Here is a 19,521-nt window from a genome sequence, read left to right on the forward strand (position 1 = left end):
TAATTAATTAACAAAACTCGGTTTAGGGCACTGAAAAGTGCCCTTTCGAAGGGGGATGCCCTAAATTGAGTGCTTACAGGTTTATTTCAGAGTAACCGTTTCATTTCAGAAAGGCAGATCTTTACAGAAACACAGGTCTACTTCAGAACAACCGTTTTATTTCAGAAAGGCAGATCTTTACAGAAATACAGGTCTACTTCAGAGTAACCGTTTCATTTCAGAAAGGCAAAATACTATCAGACTTCAGAAGCCCGGAAAGTTCAGGCGTTTTCTTCCGTCTTGTCATCTGGTCCGGAAGCCTCTCCCGTCAGGTCCACGGTGTTTTTCCCCGCTTTCAGGGCTTTAACCACCAGCTTGGCAGCCTTTCGGGTAGGGACCAGGTTGAATACGCTGTCTTTCAGCAAGCTGAGGAAACGGGTCCCGGCTTTCCAGCGCACGTTCAGGTCTTTCACATGGATGGCGGGATTGTATGTCTCCAGTGATTCGGCTCCCATGCTGTTGATATGAATGGAGAAAGTGCCCAGATCGCCCATCTGGATGCGTTGTCCTGCCAGAAGCTGCTCCCGCATACAGTCCACCGCTTGGATCAGGACCGCCTGGATGTCGGCACGGTTGTATTTGGAGCCGTGAGTCGAGATATGCTCGGCAAACTTGTCCAGTGTCATGATTTCTGAGTACTGGGCGTTGGCATAAGCCTTCTTGGGAGCATCCTGGTCACTGGGATTGGCACGGAGTGAGATACTGTAGTTGATCATCGTTTTTGTTTTTAAAGGGTTATTATTATCGGAAAAGTGTCAGGTAGGAGCAAGGCGCACACTGCTGCGGCGTTCGGTGAAACTTGGGGCAAGATCCGCGGAATCTTGTACCAGGATTTTTGTAATCTTGTGCCGGGTTGCGGCTTCTTCCTTCTGACACTGCAAAGATAACTTCACGTCCGTGCGGCGTGACCCCTTCCGACCCCTTTTGACCCTTTGGGGAAACTGTCCGGGAACTCGGCCAGCACTTGCGTCATGTGGTGACTTCAGGGGGGGCACGCTTCCCTCTTTATTCTTTCCGCGTAATCCACGCTCAAAGAGAGAGGAAGAGTTCTCGGACAGTCTGTGGCAGATTCCAGGGGGAATCACGGTTCTCCCAGGTGGAGGTAGACGAGTTGCAACTGGCGGCAGGTGAAGGATTTCTGACAGGGATGGTATCCAGTGGCTTCCAGGGCGTGGAGCAACGGTGCGCACCGGGCGATCCAGCGCATCAGATGACGCACGGCTACTTTCGGCGTACTGTCCGGAAAATAGAGAAGGGCTGTTTCGGTCTTATTCATGAATGGTTTCTTGTTTAACGTGAGTTTGATAGATGATGATAATGAACCAACGGCCAATCACCTACGGATAGAGTGCGGCCCGGTTGGCACATTGGCGCATTGGTAAATTGTACATAGCAGCAAATCAATAAATCGGTACATTGACACATGGGCAAATTATTCAAATCCCCTTTCGGCATAAAGCGTGCCCGATTGTTTTTATACTAACCGGCATGGAGTGTCGTATATAAAGTTTATCCGGAGTTTTCCGAACAATCGCAAAGAACTGCCACAAACGATTTTTGCTATCCGGGAACAACGGCCGCACGGAGCAGCGACGGGGACACGGGGACAGTGGGGACAGCCCCTTTTTTCCTCACACACACATGCGTGTACATATAGAGAGCCGCGTCAGTTCTTGTGATACGTTCCCTTGCCGTCCACACTCACCAGCGCCCCCTGTTTGGTGAGCCGTTTGAGCCAGGTCAGCGCGGTGGATTCAGGTATCCTCCTGTCGTGCGCTTTTTCCAGCAGCATCCGGCGGGTAAACTCGTCCTCCATCTCGGCAAAGAGCATATCCTTGTCCGCCGTGCTCCGGCGCTTGATAACGGAGGAGGACAGAAACGAAAGAACATGGGTGGCGTGCAGATAAAGCGGCTCCACCAAGGCAAGTACGGCATGGAAATCATCGTCTGTAATCGCCAGGTTCCAGCGCGGGATGATACGGTCCTTCAGATTATCGGAAGAAATATGCGCGTCAGGTTTCACCAGAGAAGGGTCTTCCAGGCTTCGCAGGATGGCGACTATCGACATCATGCGGCACGCATTGACGGCAAGACGGATGACGGAACTGCTCATCTCGTCCCCGTTGATCTTGCCGGAGCGATGGAACAGCTTGTCGAACAGGAAGTTGAACTGTTTATGCTGGGCATGAGTCAGCTTCAGGGTAAACAATCCCCGAAGCGTCAGCTCGTCCAGCGTGTTTTTCCATTCGTTGCCCATCAGGCGGAATTCCTCGTCCACATCCACCTCATCCTCGCCGAACTGGTCCGCCCACTGGGTGACGCGTGGCATATAATAAAAGTTCTGGCGGGAGAACAGACCGTTCTCCGCCGTGGGGATCAGGGGCTTTACCTGTGCGGGCGTACCCGAGAGCAGCACGGAGAGATAGCTTCTGCTCACCTCCTGATATTCGCGGTCAGTACGCCGGTTGTAGGACAGGCGGTCGTGGTCGAACGCCTTGCGCAGCGTGTCGCTCCAGTTTCCGTATTCGGTCCCTATGGCGGTGGATACGGTGTCCGCCTCACTTTCGCAGATGATGCCCGTTCCGTTGGAATCCATGATATTTTGCAGGATGCCTGTTCCGGTGTTGTTTCCCGATATGAGGAACATCCGGTTGGGAGGCAATACGGGAGCTTCCTGATTTTTCCGTTCCTTGCCCAGAGAGTCGTAGGCAGCCTTTTCCCGGCGGTAAGTTTTCATCGCCTCTTTCACCTCGCTGCGTATCTTGTCGTGTATGGGTTCGATGAGGAGCCGTACCCATGTCAACGCGCTTTTTCCCGAGGCGGACGGAGCCACGATGAAAGTCTGCATACAGGGGGCCTGCCACTTCCGGCCGTACTGGCACCGCACTATGTGGGAGAGGGAGGCACCCAGTACGGTAAACGCTCCCAGGAGCAATATATCACGCTGTTCGGGATTTTTACCGAAGGAGATGATTCTCTCCAGCAGTTCCGGCCACACATAGTTCTGTGGAAAGGTAGGCAGGGGGGAATAAGGATCGGAGCCTTCGGTGAGCTGTTCCTCCTCGTCGGTATCATCGGAAATGTTATTTCCCACCTTATTATATCGCGCGCACGTGTGTGGAAAATCCGGGGCTGTCCCTGCTGTCCCCATTGTCCCTGCCTTGTGAGAGCCGGTGCTGCCGGAAATCTTCACTCCGCATTGCCCGGCCAGATGGAACACGGTTCCCAGATGTATATCTTCTTTATCGGCATGAAGCGCGTTCGAGAACAGTGCTTGTGCATTTTTTTCGTCGTATTTGGAGGAAAGGGAGCAGAGGGAGAGGAAATCATTGCGTCCCGCTTCCCCGCAATCGTTTGCGATGGCGAAAGCCAGTTGTACATATTCAATGTAGGTGGGAGCGATATCCGCGCCTGCCATGCGGACAGCTTCGGTCAGCTGCCGCAAGTTTTCTAAAGGATTGTTCATGTTCATGATATTTGTTGTTTTTTGAGTGCCTGTTTAAATTTTGTCCGGCATTCTTTTGAGTATGCTTTTCTATTCTTCTTAAATTTCCCGGCGTATCAATGCTTCCTCGTCATACGAGAGGAAACAGGCCCGTACCAGGTCCTTGCCGGAACGGTCCACGCCTTTGCCGGAGCGGTTCGTTTTCTTATCTTCCCCGTCCGGGTGGCTGCTGTGGAAATCATAGATCGCTTGTACATAGTTCATCGCCCAGTGGATGTTTTCGGAAGTATTCTGTCTGGTGTCGGGTATGCGTGCCAGGTCGTAGGGGATGAACGCTTTTACTCCGTATCCGCTGGGGCTGGTGAATGCCAGTACAGGGTGCAGGAGGCGGTCGTCGAACAATTGTCTTTTCAGCTTTTCCGCTTCCCCACGGGAATCAAGATGGTCTATGTCCACTACAATCAAGCCCGACGGTCCGGTCAGGCTGTCGCTTTTGCGGTAGGAAAAGACGCCGCAGGGAGTAACGTAGGGCAGTGTCTGCTGCTTGAGCATACGATAGATTTTTTCATCCCCGTTTTCCGCTGCCCGGCGCACGGTCTCGGTCAGTGTTTTCAGGCGTTCGCTGGATGTGATAAGTTTGTACACTTCCTGTAAGGTTATTTCCTTGTAGGGCGTTAAGGTGGGCGGCTGGATGGTTCGTCCGGTGGCACTGTCCTTTACCGGTGATATCGGTGGCAGAAACAGTGACATTTTAAATTGGTTCATTCGTTTTTATTTATTAAATTTGCAAGCCCTGATATTTATGAATCAGGTTATTGATTTTCAATGTTACAAAGTTCGATATAATAACCGAGATACGTGTGTTTTTGTCCTGAATGAGGACATGTAAATGAGTATTCATATAAAAAAATACGATTTAATCCGATGGAACATTTGAATCCTGTTGATCAGGCCCGGCAATTGGCTGCCGAGGTAGTGAAACGTCTGGGCCAGTTGAATCTGCACAGACGGGAGTTGGAGCGTAAGCTCCATGTGGCTAATGGCTTTTTTACCAGCCTGGAAGAAAAAAAATAACATGACGCTTCTTCTTTTTTTCGAGGTGAAGGCGGTTATAGAAGAACACTATGAGAGGCGTATCGAGTTTTACAGGTATGTCAACCCGCCGCTGTCACGGGAGGCGGAACGTGAACTGGGGGAGTGGAAGGGAAAAGTGAGGGAGATAATGGGGATGCTTTGAGTAAATTCTTTAATGAGAAATTTTTGTCTGAAGAAAAATAAATTGTATATTTGCGAAAACCTACTTGGAGGAAAAATATGAAAACGACATCTGAATACATTGCATTATTGCGTAAGTATATGGCTGAGAATGCTCATAAATATGGCATTGTGCGTATGGGTATTTTCGGGTCTGTGGCACGTGGCGAGCAGACTGAAAATAGTGATGTGGATGTGTGTGTGGAAGGTCAGCTGCATGGCTTTTTCGCTTTAGCGGGTATAAAGCAAGAGTTGGAAGAATTATTGGGCTGCAAAGTGGATATTGTACGCCTGCGAGATAGAATGGATTCATTTTTACGTGAAAGAATTCAGAGGGAGGGCATTTATGTATGACACGTTGATCGCTTTCCATATATTGGATTTGATACAGAAATCTCTGGAAAGAATAAGTTTTCGTTTTTCGGATATCTCCTGTCCGGATGATTTTCTATTGAGTGAAAGCGGTATGATGAAACTGGATAGTATCTGCATGAAACTGACTGCGATTGGAGAAAGCATTAAAAATCTGGATAAGGTGACAAACAAAGAATTATTAGCTCAATATCCGGAGATTCCATGGAGGTATGTGATGGGGGTACGTGATATAATAGTACATCATTATTTCGATGTAGATGCTGATGAGATTTATCGTATTTGCCTGGAAGACATACCACAATTGCAGCAAGCGATAAAACGAATGCTGGATGATCTGAAGACGGATAACCTAATAATGGGATAGCTTTTCTTTACCAATATCGTAAAATTCTTTTCTGAAGAAAAGAAGTCATATTTTGCGGTAAACGCAACAGGAAGTGGCGGAGTTTGTTTATCTTCGTAGCGGTAATGTTAAAATGGAAAAAATGATGGAACAGCAGCAATTGAAGAAATGCCCGATAGGCATACAGACTTTTGAGGAAATAATCAACAAGGGTTACCTCTATATAGATAAGACGGAATATGTTTACCGGATGGCGCACGGCGCCTCCAAATATTGTTTCCTGAGCCGTCCCCGCCGGTTCGGCAAGTCATTGCTGACTTCTACGTTGCACAGTTACTTTGCCGGGAAGAAGGACCTTTTCAGGGGATTGGCCATTGAGAAGCTGGAAACCGAATGGACGGAATATCCGGTGCTGCACTTCGACATGAGTCTGGCGAAGCATGTGGACAAGGATACGTTGGAAAGCATGCTGAGCTTCCAGCTTAGCGGATATGAACAAATTTATGGCAAGCCTGAGGAGGCTGTGAAGCTGAACGACCGGATGACTTCACTCATCATGCGTGCCAACGAACAGACCGGCCGACAGGTGGTAGTCCTTATTGACGAGTATGACGCGCCTTTGCTGGATGTGATGCATGAGGAAACGGATCTTCCCGTTCTCCGTAACGTGATGCGCAATTTTTACAGTCCGTTGAAGGCGTGCGACCCTTATCTTCGCTTTGTGTTCCTGACCGGCATTACCAAATTCTCCCAACTCAGCATCTTCAGCGAGCTGAACAATATCTTGAATATCAGTATGCTGAAGCCCTATGCCGCCATTTGTGGCATCACTCAGGAAGAAATGCAGGAACAGATGACAGCTTATATAGAACGGCTTGCCGTTTCGCAGGAAATGAGCAAAGAGGAAACGTTGCAGAAGTTGAAAGAGAAATATGACGGTTATCATTTTACCTGGCCTTCGCCCGATATCTATAATCCGTTCAGCCTGCTGAATGCCTTTGCCAATGACGAGTTGAACAATTACTGGTTTGGCAGCGGCACGCCCACTTATCTGATAGAGATGCTACGCAAGTTCCACGTCCTTCCCTCCCAGTTAGGGGGAAGTATGCAGGCTATGGCTGCTGATTTCGATGCGCCTACGGAGAAAATGGAGGGCATTGTTCCTCTGCTCTATCAGAGCGGTTACTTTACGATAAAGGATTACAACAAGCTGGCCGAACTGTATACGCTGGACATTCCGAACGGTGAGATACGGATCGGGCTGATGCGCAGCTTGTTGCCTGGCTATCTGGCCCATAACACGCTGAAAGGCAATACGACCATCGCCCGTATGTATCTTGCGATAGCCGGGGGAGATATGGACGGGGCCTTGCGTCTTCTTCAGGAATTCCTTTCTACTGTTACGTATTGTGATAACACGAATTATGAGGGACATTACCAGCAATTGTTCTACATCATCTTCTCCCTGTTCGGGATGTATGTCGATGTGGAGGTGCGTACCCCCAAGGGGCGTGTGGATGTGGTGATGCGTGTTGCCGGTAAGCTGTATGTCATTGAATTGAAGCTGGGTAGGTCTGCGGAAGCGGCCATGGCCCAGATCAATCTGAAGCAGTATCCCGAACGCTTTTCCCTCAGCGGATTGCAAGTGGTGAAGGTGGGGATCAATTTTGATGTGGAGAAACACACCCTGGGGGATTGGGTCATAGAAGAATAGGCCGTATATGATGTAAGAACTCTTTCATTGCAGGGACGGTAAAAGCGAAAAATAATGGAACAGGAACTTTTCGATAGGATATCAATTAAGATGCTGAATATTTGTTTGTTTGAAGAAAAATTTCGTTCTTTGTATTAAGCTTGATTGCAGTTAACAACAAATTCAATCTAAAGATAAGGAGTATGAAGCGTCCTGAAATCGTGAAATCTATACAAAATGCCTTACATAAGGTTGCTCCTGGTATAAAGGTGATACTTTATGGAAGTGAGGCGCGGGGTGATGCGCGTAGTGATAGTGATATAGACCTGTTGCTGTTGATAGATAAGGATGTGGTTACTTTGGAGGACAAGATGCTTTTAACTGCTCCTTTATATGACATTGAGTTAGAAACCGGTGTTCAAATCAATCCGTTTATAGAGTCGATGAAAGAATGGGGAAAACGTTTCACTCCGTTTTATGAGAATATAATGAAGGAGGGGATATTGTTATGACTCCGGAACAGCGGTTTGATATTGTTTTATATAGGCTGAATTCAGCCAAATCATTGTTAGATGAAATAAAAGATCATATAGAGCGTGGTTATTACAATACGGCAATGAATAGGATGTATTATGCCTGTTTTTATGCTGTGAGTGGATTGTTGTTGCAGTCGGAGATAGACGGAGTCAAGAGTCATGAAGGTGTACGTCAAAAATTCAGCCAGCATTTTATTCTTACAGGTAAATTCCCTAAAGAATGGGGACGCTTTTATTCTATTTTGTTCAATAATCGTTCAGCTGCCGATTATGAAGACTTTAAGAACTTTGATTTAGCAGCAACTCAGGAAATGTATCCTAAAGTCTGTGCTTTTATAGGACTTATTGATAATTGGGTTTTCGATAAAAATTAATCCGTAAAGAATAAGATATTTACTATAGGCTGCATGCAATGATGCATGTGGCCTTCCCTCTTTTTTGTTGCCGGTAGCGACCGGCATCCGCATAATGTATTGCATGAACGACACTCTTCGCGACTACCAGCAGGAGATGAAGCTCCGCCTTTTCAAGGAGTGGGAGCTTCACCGAAGTGTGATGGTACAGATGCCCACCGGTACGGGCAAGACGCATCTGCTGGCCGCCATAGTAAGGGAATTCCTGCGTGGTTCCGGCAGCCGGGTATGGATCGTGGCGCACCGCCGGGAGCTGGTGGAGCAGATAGAGGAAACCGTGTCCCGGCACGGGATGAGCAAAGAGGACGGAAGGGTGAGGGTGATGTCCATCCAGTGGCTGTCACGAAACCGGAAGCACATGGATGAAGAGCCGGACCTGATCGTTATCGACGAGGCGCATCACGCCCTGGCGGAAACCTACCGGATACTTTGGGAGAACTATCCGGAGGCAAGGAAACTGGGTATGACCGCCACTCCCTGCCGGCTGAACGGCAAGGGATTCACGGACTTGTTCGACAGCCTGATCACTTCGTGGACTGTCGCGGAATTCATCGGAAAGGGTTGGTTGTCATCCTTTGACTATGTGTCCATCCGTGCGAACAGCAGGGAACAGCGGTTGATAGACTCGCTGAAGAAACGGGGTGCGGACGGGGACTACCAGGTAAAGGAGATGAACGAGGTGCTGAACCGGGAGACAAGTATCGGCCGGCTGTATGAGAGCGTGGAACGATATGCCCGCGGAAAGAAAGGAATCGTATATGCTGTCAGCATCGCCCATGCCCGCCGGATAGCGGCTTGTTATAGCGCACACGGACTGGAGGCTGTGGCTATCGACAGCAGGACTCCGGCTTCGGAACGCCGGGAACTGGTGGAGGATTTCAGACGGGGGAAGGTGAAAGTGCTGGTCAATGTGGATATCTTTTCCGAAGGCTTCGACTGTCCCGATGTGGAGTTCGTGCAGCTGGCACGTCCCACGCTTTCCCTGGCGAAATACCTGCAACAGGTGGGGCGTGGGCTGAGGAGGTCGGCAGACAAGGCGTCCTGTATGCTGATAGACAATGTGGGTCTGTACCGCATCTTCGGTCTGCCCGCCCGGAACCATGACTGGGCGGCGATGTTCGAGGGGCGGATGATTGGCAACGCGCTGTCCCGGGCACGGGCGGAAACAGGCAGGCTGTCTGTATCCGGTCTGCTGCCGGAGGAGGAAAGACAACGGGAGGATGAAAGACAGCGGGAGGATGAACTGGAGGTGGTGATAACGCACGACCGGCTGATGGACTTCCTTACAAGCCGGGAAGATTCCGCAACGGAAAAAGGCGGACAGCCCGTTTTGAAAAGTTATTATGACAGACAAAGCGGGCTTTGGGGATTGAGGCGCGGGGAGAGGATGACGGTAAGGCCCCGGTATCCGGAAGTGTTTGATATCTGTGGAGACCGGGCGGCAGTGAGATTCGGGAATAACCGGGCAGGTGTGGTGAATGAAACCGGACAGCCCGGAATACAGCTGGACCGCTGCCGGAAAATGAAGTTCATGAAGGGGGATCTGCTTGCCGTGACAGACTGTGCGGGCAATGAATCTTACATCGACCTGAAGGTAAACAGAACCTATCGGGAGAAACCCGTGGTGTTGTCATTCGGCTGTATGGAATTGCCATACGGCGGTGTGGAGCTGCTGAAGGTGGGAACGTTCTTTTTCAGCCGTACCGGAAAACCGTATGTCTCCATGCGAGGGGTGGATCAGAACGGCATCTACTTTTATGACTTTTATCTGAAGATACCGGATTACCGTGTTCCGAAGGACTGCCAACTGGTGGATCCTGTCTGGACTACCTTGTTTGATGTTTTCGCCTGTGTGCTGGCAGGGGATGAGGAGGAAGTGTATTGGTGCTGTGGCCGTCTGGCGGACCGGAGCATCGTGGTGATGGACGGGAACGGGAATTATTATCATGTGGAGAAAGGGAAGGAAAAGCGGTATATAGCCTGTAACACTCCCCGGCCGGGCGAGGAAGATTTCCATACGGTGATGGAACGTCTGAAGGAAGAAGCCGGGCGGCGTGCCGGGATAGCTCAACGGAAACAATTGCAGGAAGAGGAACAGAAAAGGCTGAAAAGGTTGGAAGAGATCAGGGATGCATTGCCTTTTCGGATGGGGATGAAATGGGGCTTGAAACTGGGGGAACGTATCATTGTGCCTCCCAAATACAGGAAGATTCTGCCTCCTGTGGGCTATTATTGCGCTTACGAGGAAAACGCCTGCCAATGGGGAATAATGGCTCTGGACGGAAAAGTGGTGGTGGAGGCCAGATACCAGAAGGTGGATATAGAATGCAACGGTACGGTGCATCTGACGGTGATTCCGGGTAAGGTGAAGACCATAAAACTCTGAGCGTTTGCCGGAACGGAATGCAAATGGCGCAAATGACACAAATAGGAACGGGGATAAATTTGTGTCATTTGCGTCATTTGCGTTCTAAGTAGTCACCACTAGGTAATTCGACGCTATGCCTTAAGCGACCGGTTAATGCTGTCAATATAATCCAGAATCTCCTGTCTGCCTGTTTTCTTTTCAGAGGAGGATACGAAATGAGGAGGGAGTTCTTCCCACTGTTCTGTCAGTTTTTTCAGATATTTGTTTACATTATCCTTAACCTTGCCATTGGTCAGCTTGTCGGCTTTGGTGAAGATGATAGAGAAGGGTACTCCATTTTCTCCCAGCCATTCCATAAATTCCAAGTCTATTTTCTGAGGCTCCAGACGGCAGTCTATCAATACAAACAGATTGGTCATTTGCTCGCGTTCCAGGATATAATCCTCGATAATCTGCTGTATCTTTTCTACCTGTTTCTTGCCCCGGGAGGCATATCCGTATCCCGGTAAATCCACCAGATACCATTCTTTATTGATCAGAAAGTGATTGATCAGCAAAGTCTTCCCCGGAGTGGAGGAAGTCATAGCCAGTTTGGGACGTTTGGCCAACATGTTTATCAGACTCGATTTACCTACATTTGAACGGCCGATAAATGCATATTCGGGCAGGTTGTCCTGCGGGCATTTCTCTACTTTTGTGTTACTTACTACAAATTCTGCACTGAGTATTTCCATAATTCTTTGTTTTTATACTTAAACAAGTCAGCCCCATAAAAGTCAGGAAGCCGTTAAACATTAACATTTCATAGCCAAACTGATAGCCGGTGGAGGTGAACACCAGCCGGTCTATGGCATAGCATAATAGCGGCGAGGCGATGGCTATGTAAGGAACAAAACGGTCGCGCGGCCGCATTGGGGTGAACAGCCCGAATGCAAACAGCCCCAACAACGGGCCGTAAGTGTACGAGGCGATGGTATAGATAGCGTCGATGACACTCTTGTTGTTTACTGCCTTGAACAGCAGGATGAATCCGATAAAGAGGACTGATATGCAGAAGTGCACGAGCTTCCTCCGTCTTTCCGCTTCCTTGCCGGACAAATGGCTTATGCCCGCTATGTCTATACAGAAGCTGGTGGTGAGGGCGGTCAATGCCGAATCGGCGCTGGAAAAGGCGGCTGCAATGATGCCGATGGTAAAGAATATCAGTACGGCGAATCCCAGATGGCCTTCCGCCGCAAACAAGGGCAGTATCTCATCCCCGGCTGCCGGCAGGGGGATGTTCAGTTGCGAGGCGAACAATAACAGCAGGATTCCGAGTGACAGGAACAGAAAATTGACCGGAACGAATGAGATGCCGTAGCAATACATGTTCTTTTGGGCTTCACGCAGGTTCTTGCACGACAGGTTCTTCTGCATCATATCCTGATCCAGCCCTGTCATGACAATCGTGATGAAGATGCCGCTGAAAAATTGCTTGAAGAAATTCTGTTTGCTGTGCCAGTCGTCAAAAACAAAGATACGGCTGTGCTCATTTTCCCGGATGGCATGTACCAGTCCCGGAAAATCCAGATTCAGTTGGCCGGAAACCTCATAAAGTATTAATCCCAGCGCCAGCAGCAGGCAGAGTGTCTGCAAGCTGTCCGTCCACACAATCGTGCGTATGCCGCTGCGGCGGGTGTACAGCCAGATCAGTAAGACAATCCCTATCACCGTGGCGGCGAAAGGAATATGAAAGGCGTCGAATACATAATGCTGGAGGATAAGGCATACCAGATAAAGGCGTGCTGCGGCTCCGATGATCTTGGACAGAAGGAAAAAGGAGGCTCCCGTCTTATAAGCGTGCCTTCCGATCCGGTCTCCCAGATACGTGTAGATGGAGGTCAGGTTCAACCTGTAATAAAGCGGCAGCAGAACGTGGGCGATGATGAGATAGCCTATGAAGAAGCCGAAACAGGTCTGCATATAGGTCATGTCGATGCCGCGTACCATACCCGGAACGGAAACGAAGGTAACTCCCGAAAGGGAGGCTCCGATCATTCCGAAAGAAACAATATACCAGGGAGAACGGCGGTTGCCGCGGAAGAACGCGTCATTATCGGAATGACGGCCGGTAAGGCGGGCTACAAGCAGCAGTATTCCGAAATAGAGCAGTATGGTCAGCAGAATATAAATTCCGTTCATGTTATTTTTTTGAGTGCAAATGTACTCAAAATCGTTGAAATTGCGTAAGTTTGCATCCATTATAATACAAAATAACTGATGAACCAACAATATCCGTCCATGCTGCTGGAAAAAGCGGTAGGAGAGTTTGCCAAGTTGCCGGGTGTGGGACGCAAGACCGCCATGCGGCTGGTATTGCATCTGCTCAGACAGGATACGGCTGTGGTAGAGGCGTTTGGTAATGCGATGATTACCTTGAAACATGAAGTGAAATATTGTAAAGTGTGCCATAATATATCGGACACGGAAACTTGCCGTATCTGTTCCAATCCGGCACGGGACGCTTCCACGATCTGTGTGGTGGAGAGTATCCGTGATGTGATGGCGGTGGAAGCCACGCAGCAGTACAGGGGGCTGTACCATGTCCTGGGGGGAGTCATCTCGCCCATGGATGGCATAGGCCCTTCCGATCTGCAGATAGAAAGTCTGGTGGAACGGGTGAAAGGCGGTGAGGTGAAGGAAGTGATCCTTGCCTTGAGCTCGACGATGGAGGGGGACACGACGAATTTCTATATCTCGCGCAAGCTGGACGGCATGGACGTGAAGCTGAGTGTGATAGCGCGTGGTATCTCTATCGGGGATGAGCTGGAATATACGGATGAAGTGACGTTGGGACGTTCCATCATAAATCGTACTTTGTTTACGGGAACGGCATAAACTGGGAAAAACAGAAAGAGATGGAAAAGAAGATAAGACAATTGCTGCGATACTTGCAGATAGAATATGTGGCGGTATGGGTGTTGCCTTTGCTCCTGGTGGCTCTTTATGAAACAGGGGTGATGACCGAGGGGGCTTACGCGGGCGATGTCCGTATGGATTATGTCTTGCAGACGGTAGGGATTTTATTGGCGGTGGGGCTGATTCCTTTATCGCTCCGGCTGTTCAGCCTTTCCTTGGTGAAGAATGTGAAGCAGCGTTCATTGCCGGAAGCCTTGAAAAGTTATCGCCGCTGGAGTGAGATAAGGACGGGGATGCTGGTGGTTCCCGTATTGGTGAACTTGTCATTTTATTATCTGACTCTGAACAACACGGGCGTATTGTGTGCCATGATGGCGCTGATCGCTTCCCTGTTCTGTGTCCCTACCCGCAAGCGGATGCTGGATGAGCTGGATTTGGTAAAAGAGGAGAATGAGGAGCCTGCTTTATGATGAGTGACCGGCATTTTCAAGGGAACGGGATAAGGCTCCGTGCACCGGAGCCGGAAGACTTGGAAGTCATGTTCCGCTTTGAGAACGCTACGGATGTGTGGGAGATGAGCAATACCACAGGCCCGTATTCGCGTTTTCAGTTGAAGCAGTACATAGAGCAGACCCAGAATGATTTGTTTGCCGACCGCCAGTTGCGCCTGATGATAGAAAACGGGAACCGGCAGGTGGTGGGGATTGTGGATCTATGTTCTTTTGATCCTTTGCACAACCGGGCCGAGGTGGGGATTATGGTGGATAAATCCTGTCGCAGGCAGGGGATAGGGCGTAACGCCTTGGCTTTGCTGGAAGAACACTGTTTCCGTTATCTGGGAATTCATCAGTTGTTTGCCTATATCGCTGTGGAAAACCTTCCTTCCCGCAGACTCTTTGCGGCGTGCGGGTACAAAGAGAGTGCGGTATTGAAAGAGTGGGCGCATACGTTTGGCGGTGGCTATACGGATGTGCTGGTTGTCCAGAAGCTGAATCTCAGTTGAGGGAGGGGTATTGGGGATAGCGGGCCCAAATGGCGTATTTGCCTCCCATTTCGTTCAAACTGGTATGCCATAAGTCGCGGAAGTGCTGGTTGAGCAACGTTTCTTTCCCGGCTTTTCCTATGAGCCATGAGTTCTCTTTTATTTCTTTGGCAAGTTGTCCATGATCCCATCCCGCATAACCGGCAAAGAAACGGATCACTCCTTCAATGGGCTTCCCGTCCAGTATATATTGTTGCACGGCATTGAAATCACCATTCAGATAAAGCCCGTTTCCCAGAGGCAGTGCGCCTTCCAGATCTTTTAGCGTATGCAGGAAAAATATTGTCTCCCGGCTCACCGGCCCGCCTTTATACACTGGGACCCGCTGTGCGAACTCCAATTCGGGGATGAGGTCATTGAGCAGAATGTGGTAACGGAAATCTTTATTCATGATAATACCCATACTTCCCTCGTCATTATGCTCGATAAGAAGCACGACTGCTCTTGTAAAGTGGTAGTCGTTCATGAAAGGGGAGGATATAAGGATGCTTCCCTGTTGTGGAAGTACTTTATTTGATTCTACTTGAAAAACATGCATATCCATAGTTGCGTTTCCTTTTATTTACACGACTAATATACATATTATATTTAAAAAATACATGAAGTGCTCTCTTTTTTTTGTATTTTTATTTTTCTTGTATCTTAAATGGCTTATTATCAGAGTTGATGTAAAAAAGTTCAAGAAAATATTCGTAAAATGCTTGCAGATATCGAAATTTTGCGTACCTTTGCAACCGCAATCGAGAGAGATGCAGTATAAGAAAAATGAAATTTGGTGCGTTAGTTCAGTTGGTTAGAATACATGCCTGTCACGCATGGGGTCACGGGTTCGAGTCCCGTACGCACCGCAATAAACATTGAAAATCAATAGTTTAAAGAAGTAGTGCCCACTTTTACATCTGTTAATGTAAAGGTGGGCTTTTCGTTTTATTCAAGCACATTGTTGCGAGGGGAATGGTGATTTTCGAATATTACGGGAATATGAGTAATAAATGTTTCATAGTTGCTATTATTTGAGTTTAAAAGCTACTGGGACTGTATATTTCACCTTTACAGCTTTTCCTTTTAGTGTGCCGGGTTTCCATTGAGGAAGCATTTTTATCAGACGTAGTGCCTCATTATCTAAAGAAGACTCAACACTCCTTACTATGTTAGGTTCTATTATGTAACCGTCTTCGTCTATGATGAATTGAACAATAACCTTTCCTTGCATTCCTTCCGTTTGTGCTTTGGTTGGATATTTCATATTATCGTTGATGAATTGTAACAATTTATCTATACCACCGGGAAATTCTGGCATTTCCTCTACTACCTCATAAACCGTATTCTCTTCTACCGGTTCTTCTTGCACGGGAATATACCGGACACCATACCCTTCCGGCTCTTTAGGAATTGATTTGCTTGTAAGATTTGATTTTGGTGCCTTATTCGCACATCCCATAAAAGAGTAAAATAGAACTCCTACCCATATTTTTGTTTTCATAACATTGAATTGTTTAGTGAAAGGGATGTTTATTCTATTTCAAATTCAGCATTGAGATTGATTTTTTCCAAATCATTCCACATTGATGTGGAAATACGATATTTGCCGGGAGTTGTTTTATAGTATTTAATAGGAAAACTGAAACAATAATATATAGGTGGGGTAATCGGTATAATTTCGTCATCAAAAAAAACTGTGGGCTTTTTCGTCCAAAGCCTTACCCATTGATTATTTTCCCATCTTTCTAAAATCCATCTTCTGCCATAACTTAGTGGAAGTTTCTGAGGATTGAGGACAATAGCGAACACTTCTTCACTTTCAGTGGTATAATGCCCATGTAGCATATTCATGCGTACTGTTTTCCCTAAAGTATCGGTGCTTACACAGATTGCATCCGCACTGCCGATTTCTACACAGTTTTCTTGACTGGACTGATGCGTACACCCGATAGTGAAAAGACAGAAAAGACAGAAGAAACATGAAAATATAGTTTTCATCTTGGTTTATTTATCAGTGAAACAAAGTATTTACAAAAATACTCAAAGTGCAATTCATTAACAATTAGAATTACACTTTTATTTTCTACCAAAGAATTATATTCTCAACTCTCTTTGGGGCCTGTTTTTCTCTTTTGGAGTGTGGCCTACACCCAGCTTTTCCTTAAGCTCTTTAAATTTCATCTTGAACCATTCAAGTATAGGCATTCCGTCAATGCACAACCGGAACTTTCCTTTCTTCTGCGGATTCCTCTTTACTGTTGCCGTTGAATATGCCGTTCCGAACTTCTCCCGGTGTTCCCGTGAATGCAGTTTTCCCCTGAACCCTACGGGCTGGAAGTAGGCAAGCAGTCTTGTCAGTTCTTCCGTGAATCCCACTTCCCGGCATTGCTCGGCTATCGGCAGCAAGTCTTTTATATCTCCCCGCCCTGACTTGCTTCCACTGTCTCCTGTAACGGAAATATTGAGAAAATACGATTATGTGATTCCGGTTATCAGATAGGGAGGAGGTGTAATATTTGGTCTTTTCTTTATCATAATTGTTTTTTAGACAATAAAATGCTTCTGTCTTTTCGTTTGTATGGTTAATAGAATTATATTTGTACATTATACAATATCTATTAACCATGAAAACTTATTCATTATTAGCAGGCATTTTATTGTCTTTTTCGTTATCTATTCAGGCAGGTGATCTGAAATTGTGGTATAAGCAACCTGCCGGGACGTGGGTGGAAGCGCTTCCGGTCGGCAATTCCCGGATGGGAGCGATGGTATATGGCGGAACGGCCCGTGAAGAACTTCAACTAAACGATGAAACCATGTGGGGAGGCAGTCCCTACCGGAATGACAAGCCGGAAGCATTGGAAAGTCTGCCTCAAGTGCGTGAACTGATTTTCGCCGGAAAAAACATGGAGGCTCAGAACTTGATTCAAGAAAACTTTTATGCCGGGAAGCATGGTATGCCCTATCAGACAATCGGCAGTTTGATTATAGAAACCCCCGGACATGAAAAGGTTACCGATTATTATCGTGATCTGGATTTGGAACGTGCGGTGGCTACTACCCGTTACAAAGTGGATGGCGTGACTTTTCAACGTGAAGTTTTTGCATCATTTCCTGATAAGGTGGTAGTGGTTCGTTTGACAGCAGACCGGCCGGGAAAACTGAATTTTAAGGTCGGATATGTGTCGCCATTGGAGCATAAAGTCAGCAGGAAAGGAAAGAAATTGGTTCTGACCGGAAAGGGTAGGGATCATGAGGGAGTGAAAGGATTGATTCGTATGGAAACACAGACACAGGCTGATGTGGATGGAGGTAAGGTGAAAATTGATGACCAAAACATTACAGTGGAAGGAGCGGACAGTGTTACTCTGTATGTTTCATCGGGTACGAATTTTATTAATTATCACGATATAAGTGGCAATGAGAGTAAAAAAGCGTCCGGATATCTGTCTCTGGCATTGGGACGCCCTTATAGTCAGGTTTTACAGGAGCATATAGCTCTTTATAAAGAGCAGTTTGACCGTGTAAGATTGGATTTGGGAACCAGTGAGCGGGCTAAGTTGGAAACTGTCAAACGCATCGAACTGTTCAATGAAGGTAAGGATGTTTCTTTGGCGGTGTTGCTTTTTCAGTATGGACGTTATTTGCTTATTTCCTCCTCCCAGCCGGGAGGTCAGCCTGCCAATTTGCAAGGTATATGGAATAATAAACTGGCTGCTCCATGGGATGGAAAATATACCATCAATATTAATACGGAAATGAATTACTGGCCGGCTGAAGTGACCAATCTGAGTGAAACGCACCAGCCCTTGTTCGAAATGGTGAAAGAATTGTCAGTTACCGGCAGGGAAACGGCACGGACTATGTATGGATGCAACGGATGGGTGGCTCATCACAATACAGATATATGGCGTGCCACCGGTCCGGTGGATAAGGCGTTTTATGGTACATGGCCCATGGGAGGTGCTTGGTTGACTACCCACTTGTGGCAGCATTATTTATATAGTGGGGACAAGCTGTTTCTTTCCGAAGCCTATCCGGCATTGAAAGGAGCTGCTGATTTTTATCTTGATTATTTGACTGAACATCCTGAATACGGTTGGATGGTGACTGCTCCGTCCATGTCTCCGGAACATGGACCTTCGGGAGAGGATACTAAAAAAGCTTCAACGATTGTGGCAGGTTGTACGATGGATAATCAGATAATTTTCGATGTGCTTAGCAATGCATTGCATGCGTCAAGAATTCTAAAAATGTCCGCTTCTTATCAAGATTCTTTGCAGTCTATGTTAAATCGTCTGGCCCCGATGCAGATCGGGAAATACAATCAGTTACAGGAATGGCTGGAAGACTTGGATAATCCGAATGACAAGCATCGCCATATTTCTCATGTATATGGATTGTTCCCTAGTAATCAGATATCTCCTTACACCCATCCTTTGCTTTTCCAGGCAGCTAAAAATACGTTGTTACAGCGTGGCGACGAAGCTACCGGTTGGTCCATTGGCTGGAAAGTTAATCTGTGGGCCCGTTTGCTGGACGGTAATCATGCGTTCCGGATTATTAATAATATGTTGAAGCTGCTGCCTGGGGATGAAGTGAAAGAGGCTTATCCGCAAGGACGGACTTATCCTAATCTGTTTGATGCTCATCCGCCTTTTCAGATTGACGGTAATTTTGGCTACACTGCCGGTGTGGCTGAAATGTTGTTGCAGAGCCATGACGGAGCTGTACATTTGCTTCCGGCTCTTCCGGATGCCTGGGCCACAGGAAGTGTGCAAGGACTGGTTGCCCGTGGAGGATTTGTGGTGGATATGAACTGGAATGGCGTGCAGCTGGATAAAGCGAAGATTCATTCCCGTTTGGGAGGTAATTTGCGTTTACGTTCGTATGTTCCTTTGCGTGGGGTTGGATTAAAAGAGGCAAAAGGTAAGAATCCGAATGAATATTATATGCAGGCAGAGATCAAAGAGCCTTTGGTTACCAAGGAGATAAACCCGCAATATCCTGCTTTGTATAAGGTGTATGAATATGACTTGATGACAGAACAGGGACAAGATTATATAGTGGAGCGTGGGTTATAATACATGAAGATGCCCAAAGTGATTTGTGCATTATTTCACTTTGGGCACT

The 19,521-nt window shown here is 47.5% G+C and carries 21 protein-coding genes, 1 tRNA gene and 1 pseudogene; 13 read left to right on the plus strand and 10 right to left on the minus strand.

The annotated features are described in order from the left end of the window. Positions 1 to 260: 260 nt before the first annotated feature. From AB5062_RS02560 to AB5062_RS02575, 4 genes are all read right to left on the minus strand, one after another. The gene (locus tag AB5062_RS02560) at positions 261 to 755 is read right to left on the minus strand and encodes a hypothetical protein (protein WP_016270442.1); all 495 of its coding nucleotides are present in this window, start codon (positions 753 to 755) and stop codon (positions 261 to 263) included. Between the two features lie 365 nt (positions 756 to 1,120). Further along, a complete protein-coding gene (locus AB5062_RS02565) occupies positions 1,121 to 1,315 on the minus strand; it encodes a DUF4248 domain-containing protein (RefSeq protein WP_008667139.1) in 195 nt (64 codons plus the stop codon). A gap of 390 nt (positions 1,316 to 1,705) precedes the next feature. Then, positions 1,706 to 3,511, minus strand: a complete 1,806-nt coding sequence (locus AB5062_RS02570) for a DUF3987 domain-containing protein (protein WP_016270443.1) — start codon at positions 3,509 to 3,511, stop codon at positions 1,706 to 1,708. Positions 3,512 to 3,583: 72 nt separating this feature from the next. Then, positions 3,584 to 4,249: a BT4734/BF3469 family protein gene (locus AB5062_RS02575; RefSeq protein WP_016270444.1), complete on the minus strand. Its 666-nt coding sequence runs from the start codon at positions 4,247 to 4,249 to the stop codon at positions 3,584 to 3,586. A 159-nt stretch (positions 4,250 to 4,408) separates the two neighbouring features. On the opposite strand from AB5062_RS02575, the gene AB5062_RS02580 reads away from it, so the two are divergent. The 8 genes from AB5062_RS02580 (at position 4,409) to AB5062_RS02615 (ending at position 10,484) form a co-directional block, all read left to right on the plus strand. Beyond that, complete coding sequence (locus AB5062_RS02580; RefSeq protein ID WP_005847786.1) at positions 4,409 to 4,558, plus strand: hypothetical protein; 150 nt, start codon at positions 4,409 to 4,411, stop codon at positions 4,556 to 4,558. Continuing rightward, positions 4,524 to 4,721: a hypothetical protein gene (locus AB5062_RS02585; protein ID WP_008667147.1), complete on the plus strand. Its 198-nt coding sequence runs from the start codon at positions 4,524 to 4,526 to the stop codon at positions 4,719 to 4,721. The genes AB5062_RS02580 and AB5062_RS02585 overlap by 35 nt, the downstream gene beginning before the upstream one ends. A 77-nt stretch (positions 4,722 to 4,798) precedes the next feature. Beyond that, positions 4,799 to 5,092 carry a nucleotidyltransferase family protein gene (locus tag AB5062_RS02590; protein WP_008667148.1) on the plus strand — a complete coding sequence of 98 codons (294 nt, stop codon included), beginning with the start codon at positions 4,799 to 4,801 and terminating at the stop codon, positions 5,090 to 5,092. Then, a complete protein-coding gene (locus AB5062_RS02595) occupies positions 5,085 to 5,477 on the plus strand; it encodes a DUF86 domain-containing protein (RefSeq protein WP_005846761.1) in 393 nt (130 codons plus the stop codon). The genes AB5062_RS02590 and AB5062_RS02595 overlap by 8 nt, the downstream gene beginning before the upstream one ends. A gap of 124 nt (positions 5,478 to 5,601) precedes the next feature. Beyond that, positions 5,602 to 7,170 (plus strand): ATP-binding protein, encoded by a 1,569-nt coding sequence (locus AB5062_RS02600; RefSeq protein ID WP_016270445.1) that lies wholly within the window; start codon positions 5,602 to 5,604, stop codon positions 7,168 to 7,170. Positions 7,171 to 7,352: 182 nt separating this feature from the next. Further along, positions 7,353 to 7,661 (plus strand): nucleotidyltransferase domain-containing protein, encoded by a 309-nt coding sequence (locus AB5062_RS02605; protein WP_005846765.1) that lies wholly within the window; start codon positions 7,353 to 7,355, stop codon positions 7,659 to 7,661. Continuing rightward, on the plus strand, positions 7,658 to 8,059 hold the full coding sequence (locus AB5062_RS02610; protein ID WP_005846767.1) for a HEPN domain-containing protein: 402 nt from the start codon (positions 7,658 to 7,660) through the stop codon (positions 8,057 to 8,059). Before AB5062_RS02605 ends, AB5062_RS02610 begins: the two co-directional genes overlap by 4 nt. A 103-nt stretch (positions 8,060 to 8,162) precedes the next feature. After that, positions 8,163 to 10,484 carry a DEAD/DEAH box helicase gene (locus AB5062_RS02615; protein WP_016270446.1) on the plus strand — a complete coding sequence of 774 codons (2,322 nt, stop codon included), beginning with the start codon at positions 8,163 to 8,165 and terminating at the stop codon, positions 10,482 to 10,484. A gap of 113 nt (positions 10,485 to 10,597) precedes the next feature. On the opposite strand, the gene yihA is transcribed toward AB5062_RS02615, so the two are convergent. Both yihA and AB5062_RS02625 read right to left on the minus strand, forming a co-directional pair. Next, on the minus strand, positions 10,598 to 11,200 hold the full coding sequence (yihA, locus tag AB5062_RS02620) for a ribosome biogenesis GTP-binding protein YihA/YsxC (RefSeq protein WP_005846771.1): 603 nt from the start codon (positions 11,198 to 11,200) through the stop codon (positions 10,598 to 10,600). Next, a complete protein-coding gene (locus AB5062_RS02625; protein WP_008667157.1) occupies positions 11,166 to 12,647 on the minus strand; it encodes a sodium:solute symporter in 1,482 nt (493 codons plus the stop codon). Before AB5062_RS02625 ends, yihA begins: the two co-directional genes overlap by 35 nt. 78 nt (positions 12,648 to 12,725) lie before the next feature. Here AB5062_RS02625 and recR point away from each other — a divergent pair, with 78 nt between their 5' ends. Genes recR through AB5062_RS02640 form a run of 3 tightly spaced genes read left to right on the plus strand, consistent with a single transcriptional unit; the run spans position 12,726 to position 14,367 of the window. Then, positions 12,726 to 13,343 carry a recombination mediator RecR gene (gene recR, locus AB5062_RS02630; protein WP_005846775.1) on the plus strand — a complete coding sequence of 206 codons (618 nt, stop codon included), beginning with the start codon at positions 12,726 to 12,728 and terminating at the stop codon, positions 13,341 to 13,343. Positions 13,344 to 13,363: 20 nt separating this feature from the next. After that, a complete protein-coding gene (locus AB5062_RS02635) occupies positions 13,364 to 13,834 on the plus strand; it encodes a hypothetical protein (RefSeq protein ID WP_005846777.1) in 471 nt (156 codons plus the stop codon). Beyond that, positions 13,831 to 14,367, plus strand: coding sequence for a GNAT family N-acetyltransferase (locus AB5062_RS02640; protein ID WP_005846779.1), 537 nt, complete (start codon positions 13,831 to 13,833; stop codon positions 14,365 to 14,367). Before AB5062_RS02635 ends, AB5062_RS02640 begins: the two co-directional genes overlap by 4 nt. On the opposite strand, the gene AB5062_RS02645 is transcribed toward AB5062_RS02640, so the two are convergent. Beyond that, a complete protein-coding gene (locus AB5062_RS02645) occupies positions 14,360 to 14,950 on the minus strand; it encodes a YqgE/AlgH family protein (protein ID WP_005846781.1) in 591 nt (196 codons plus the stop codon). The genes AB5062_RS02640 and AB5062_RS02645 overlap by 8 nt on opposite strands. Positions 14,951 to 15,180: 230 nt before the next feature. Between AB5062_RS02645 and AB5062_RS02650 the strand changes: the two genes are divergently transcribed. Beyond that, positions 15,181 to 15,254: transfer RNA gene (locus AB5062_RS02650), tRNA-Asp, on the plus strand. Between the two features lie 161 nt (positions 15,255 to 15,415). Here AB5062_RS02650 and AB5062_RS02655 read toward each other — a convergent pair. From AB5062_RS02655 to AB5062_RS02665, 3 genes and pseudogenes are all read right to left on the minus strand, one after another. Continuing rightward, a complete protein-coding gene (locus AB5062_RS02655; protein WP_016270448.1) occupies positions 15,416 to 15,889 on the minus strand; it encodes an energy transducer TonB in 474 nt (157 codons plus the stop codon). A gap of 29 nt (positions 15,890 to 15,918) precedes the next feature. Further along, positions 15,919 to 16,386: an immunoglobulin-like domain-containing protein gene (locus AB5062_RS02660; protein WP_011965847.1), complete on the minus strand. Its 468-nt coding sequence runs from the start codon at positions 16,384 to 16,386 to the stop codon at positions 15,919 to 15,921. 96 nt (positions 16,387 to 16,482) lie between these two features. Continuing rightward, positions 16,483 to 16,803: pseudogene (locus AB5062_RS02665) on the minus strand (mobilization protein); the annotation flags it as partial. A 209-nt stretch (positions 16,804 to 17,012) separates the two neighbouring features. Between AB5062_RS02665 and AB5062_RS02670 the strand changes: the two are divergent. Continuing rightward, on the plus strand, positions 17,013 to 19,472 hold the full coding sequence (locus AB5062_RS02670) for a glycoside hydrolase N-terminal domain-containing protein (protein ID WP_032952873.1): 2,460 nt from the start codon (positions 17,013 to 17,015) through the stop codon (positions 19,470 to 19,472). Positions 19,473 to 19,521: the final 49 nt, after the last annotated feature.

The organism is Phocaeicola sp. RTP21359st1_B8_RTP21360_211022, from assembly GCF_040911965.1.
Classification (GTDB): Bacteria; Bacteroidota; Bacteroidia; order Bacteroidales; family Bacteroidaceae; genus Phocaeicola; species Phocaeicola vulgatus.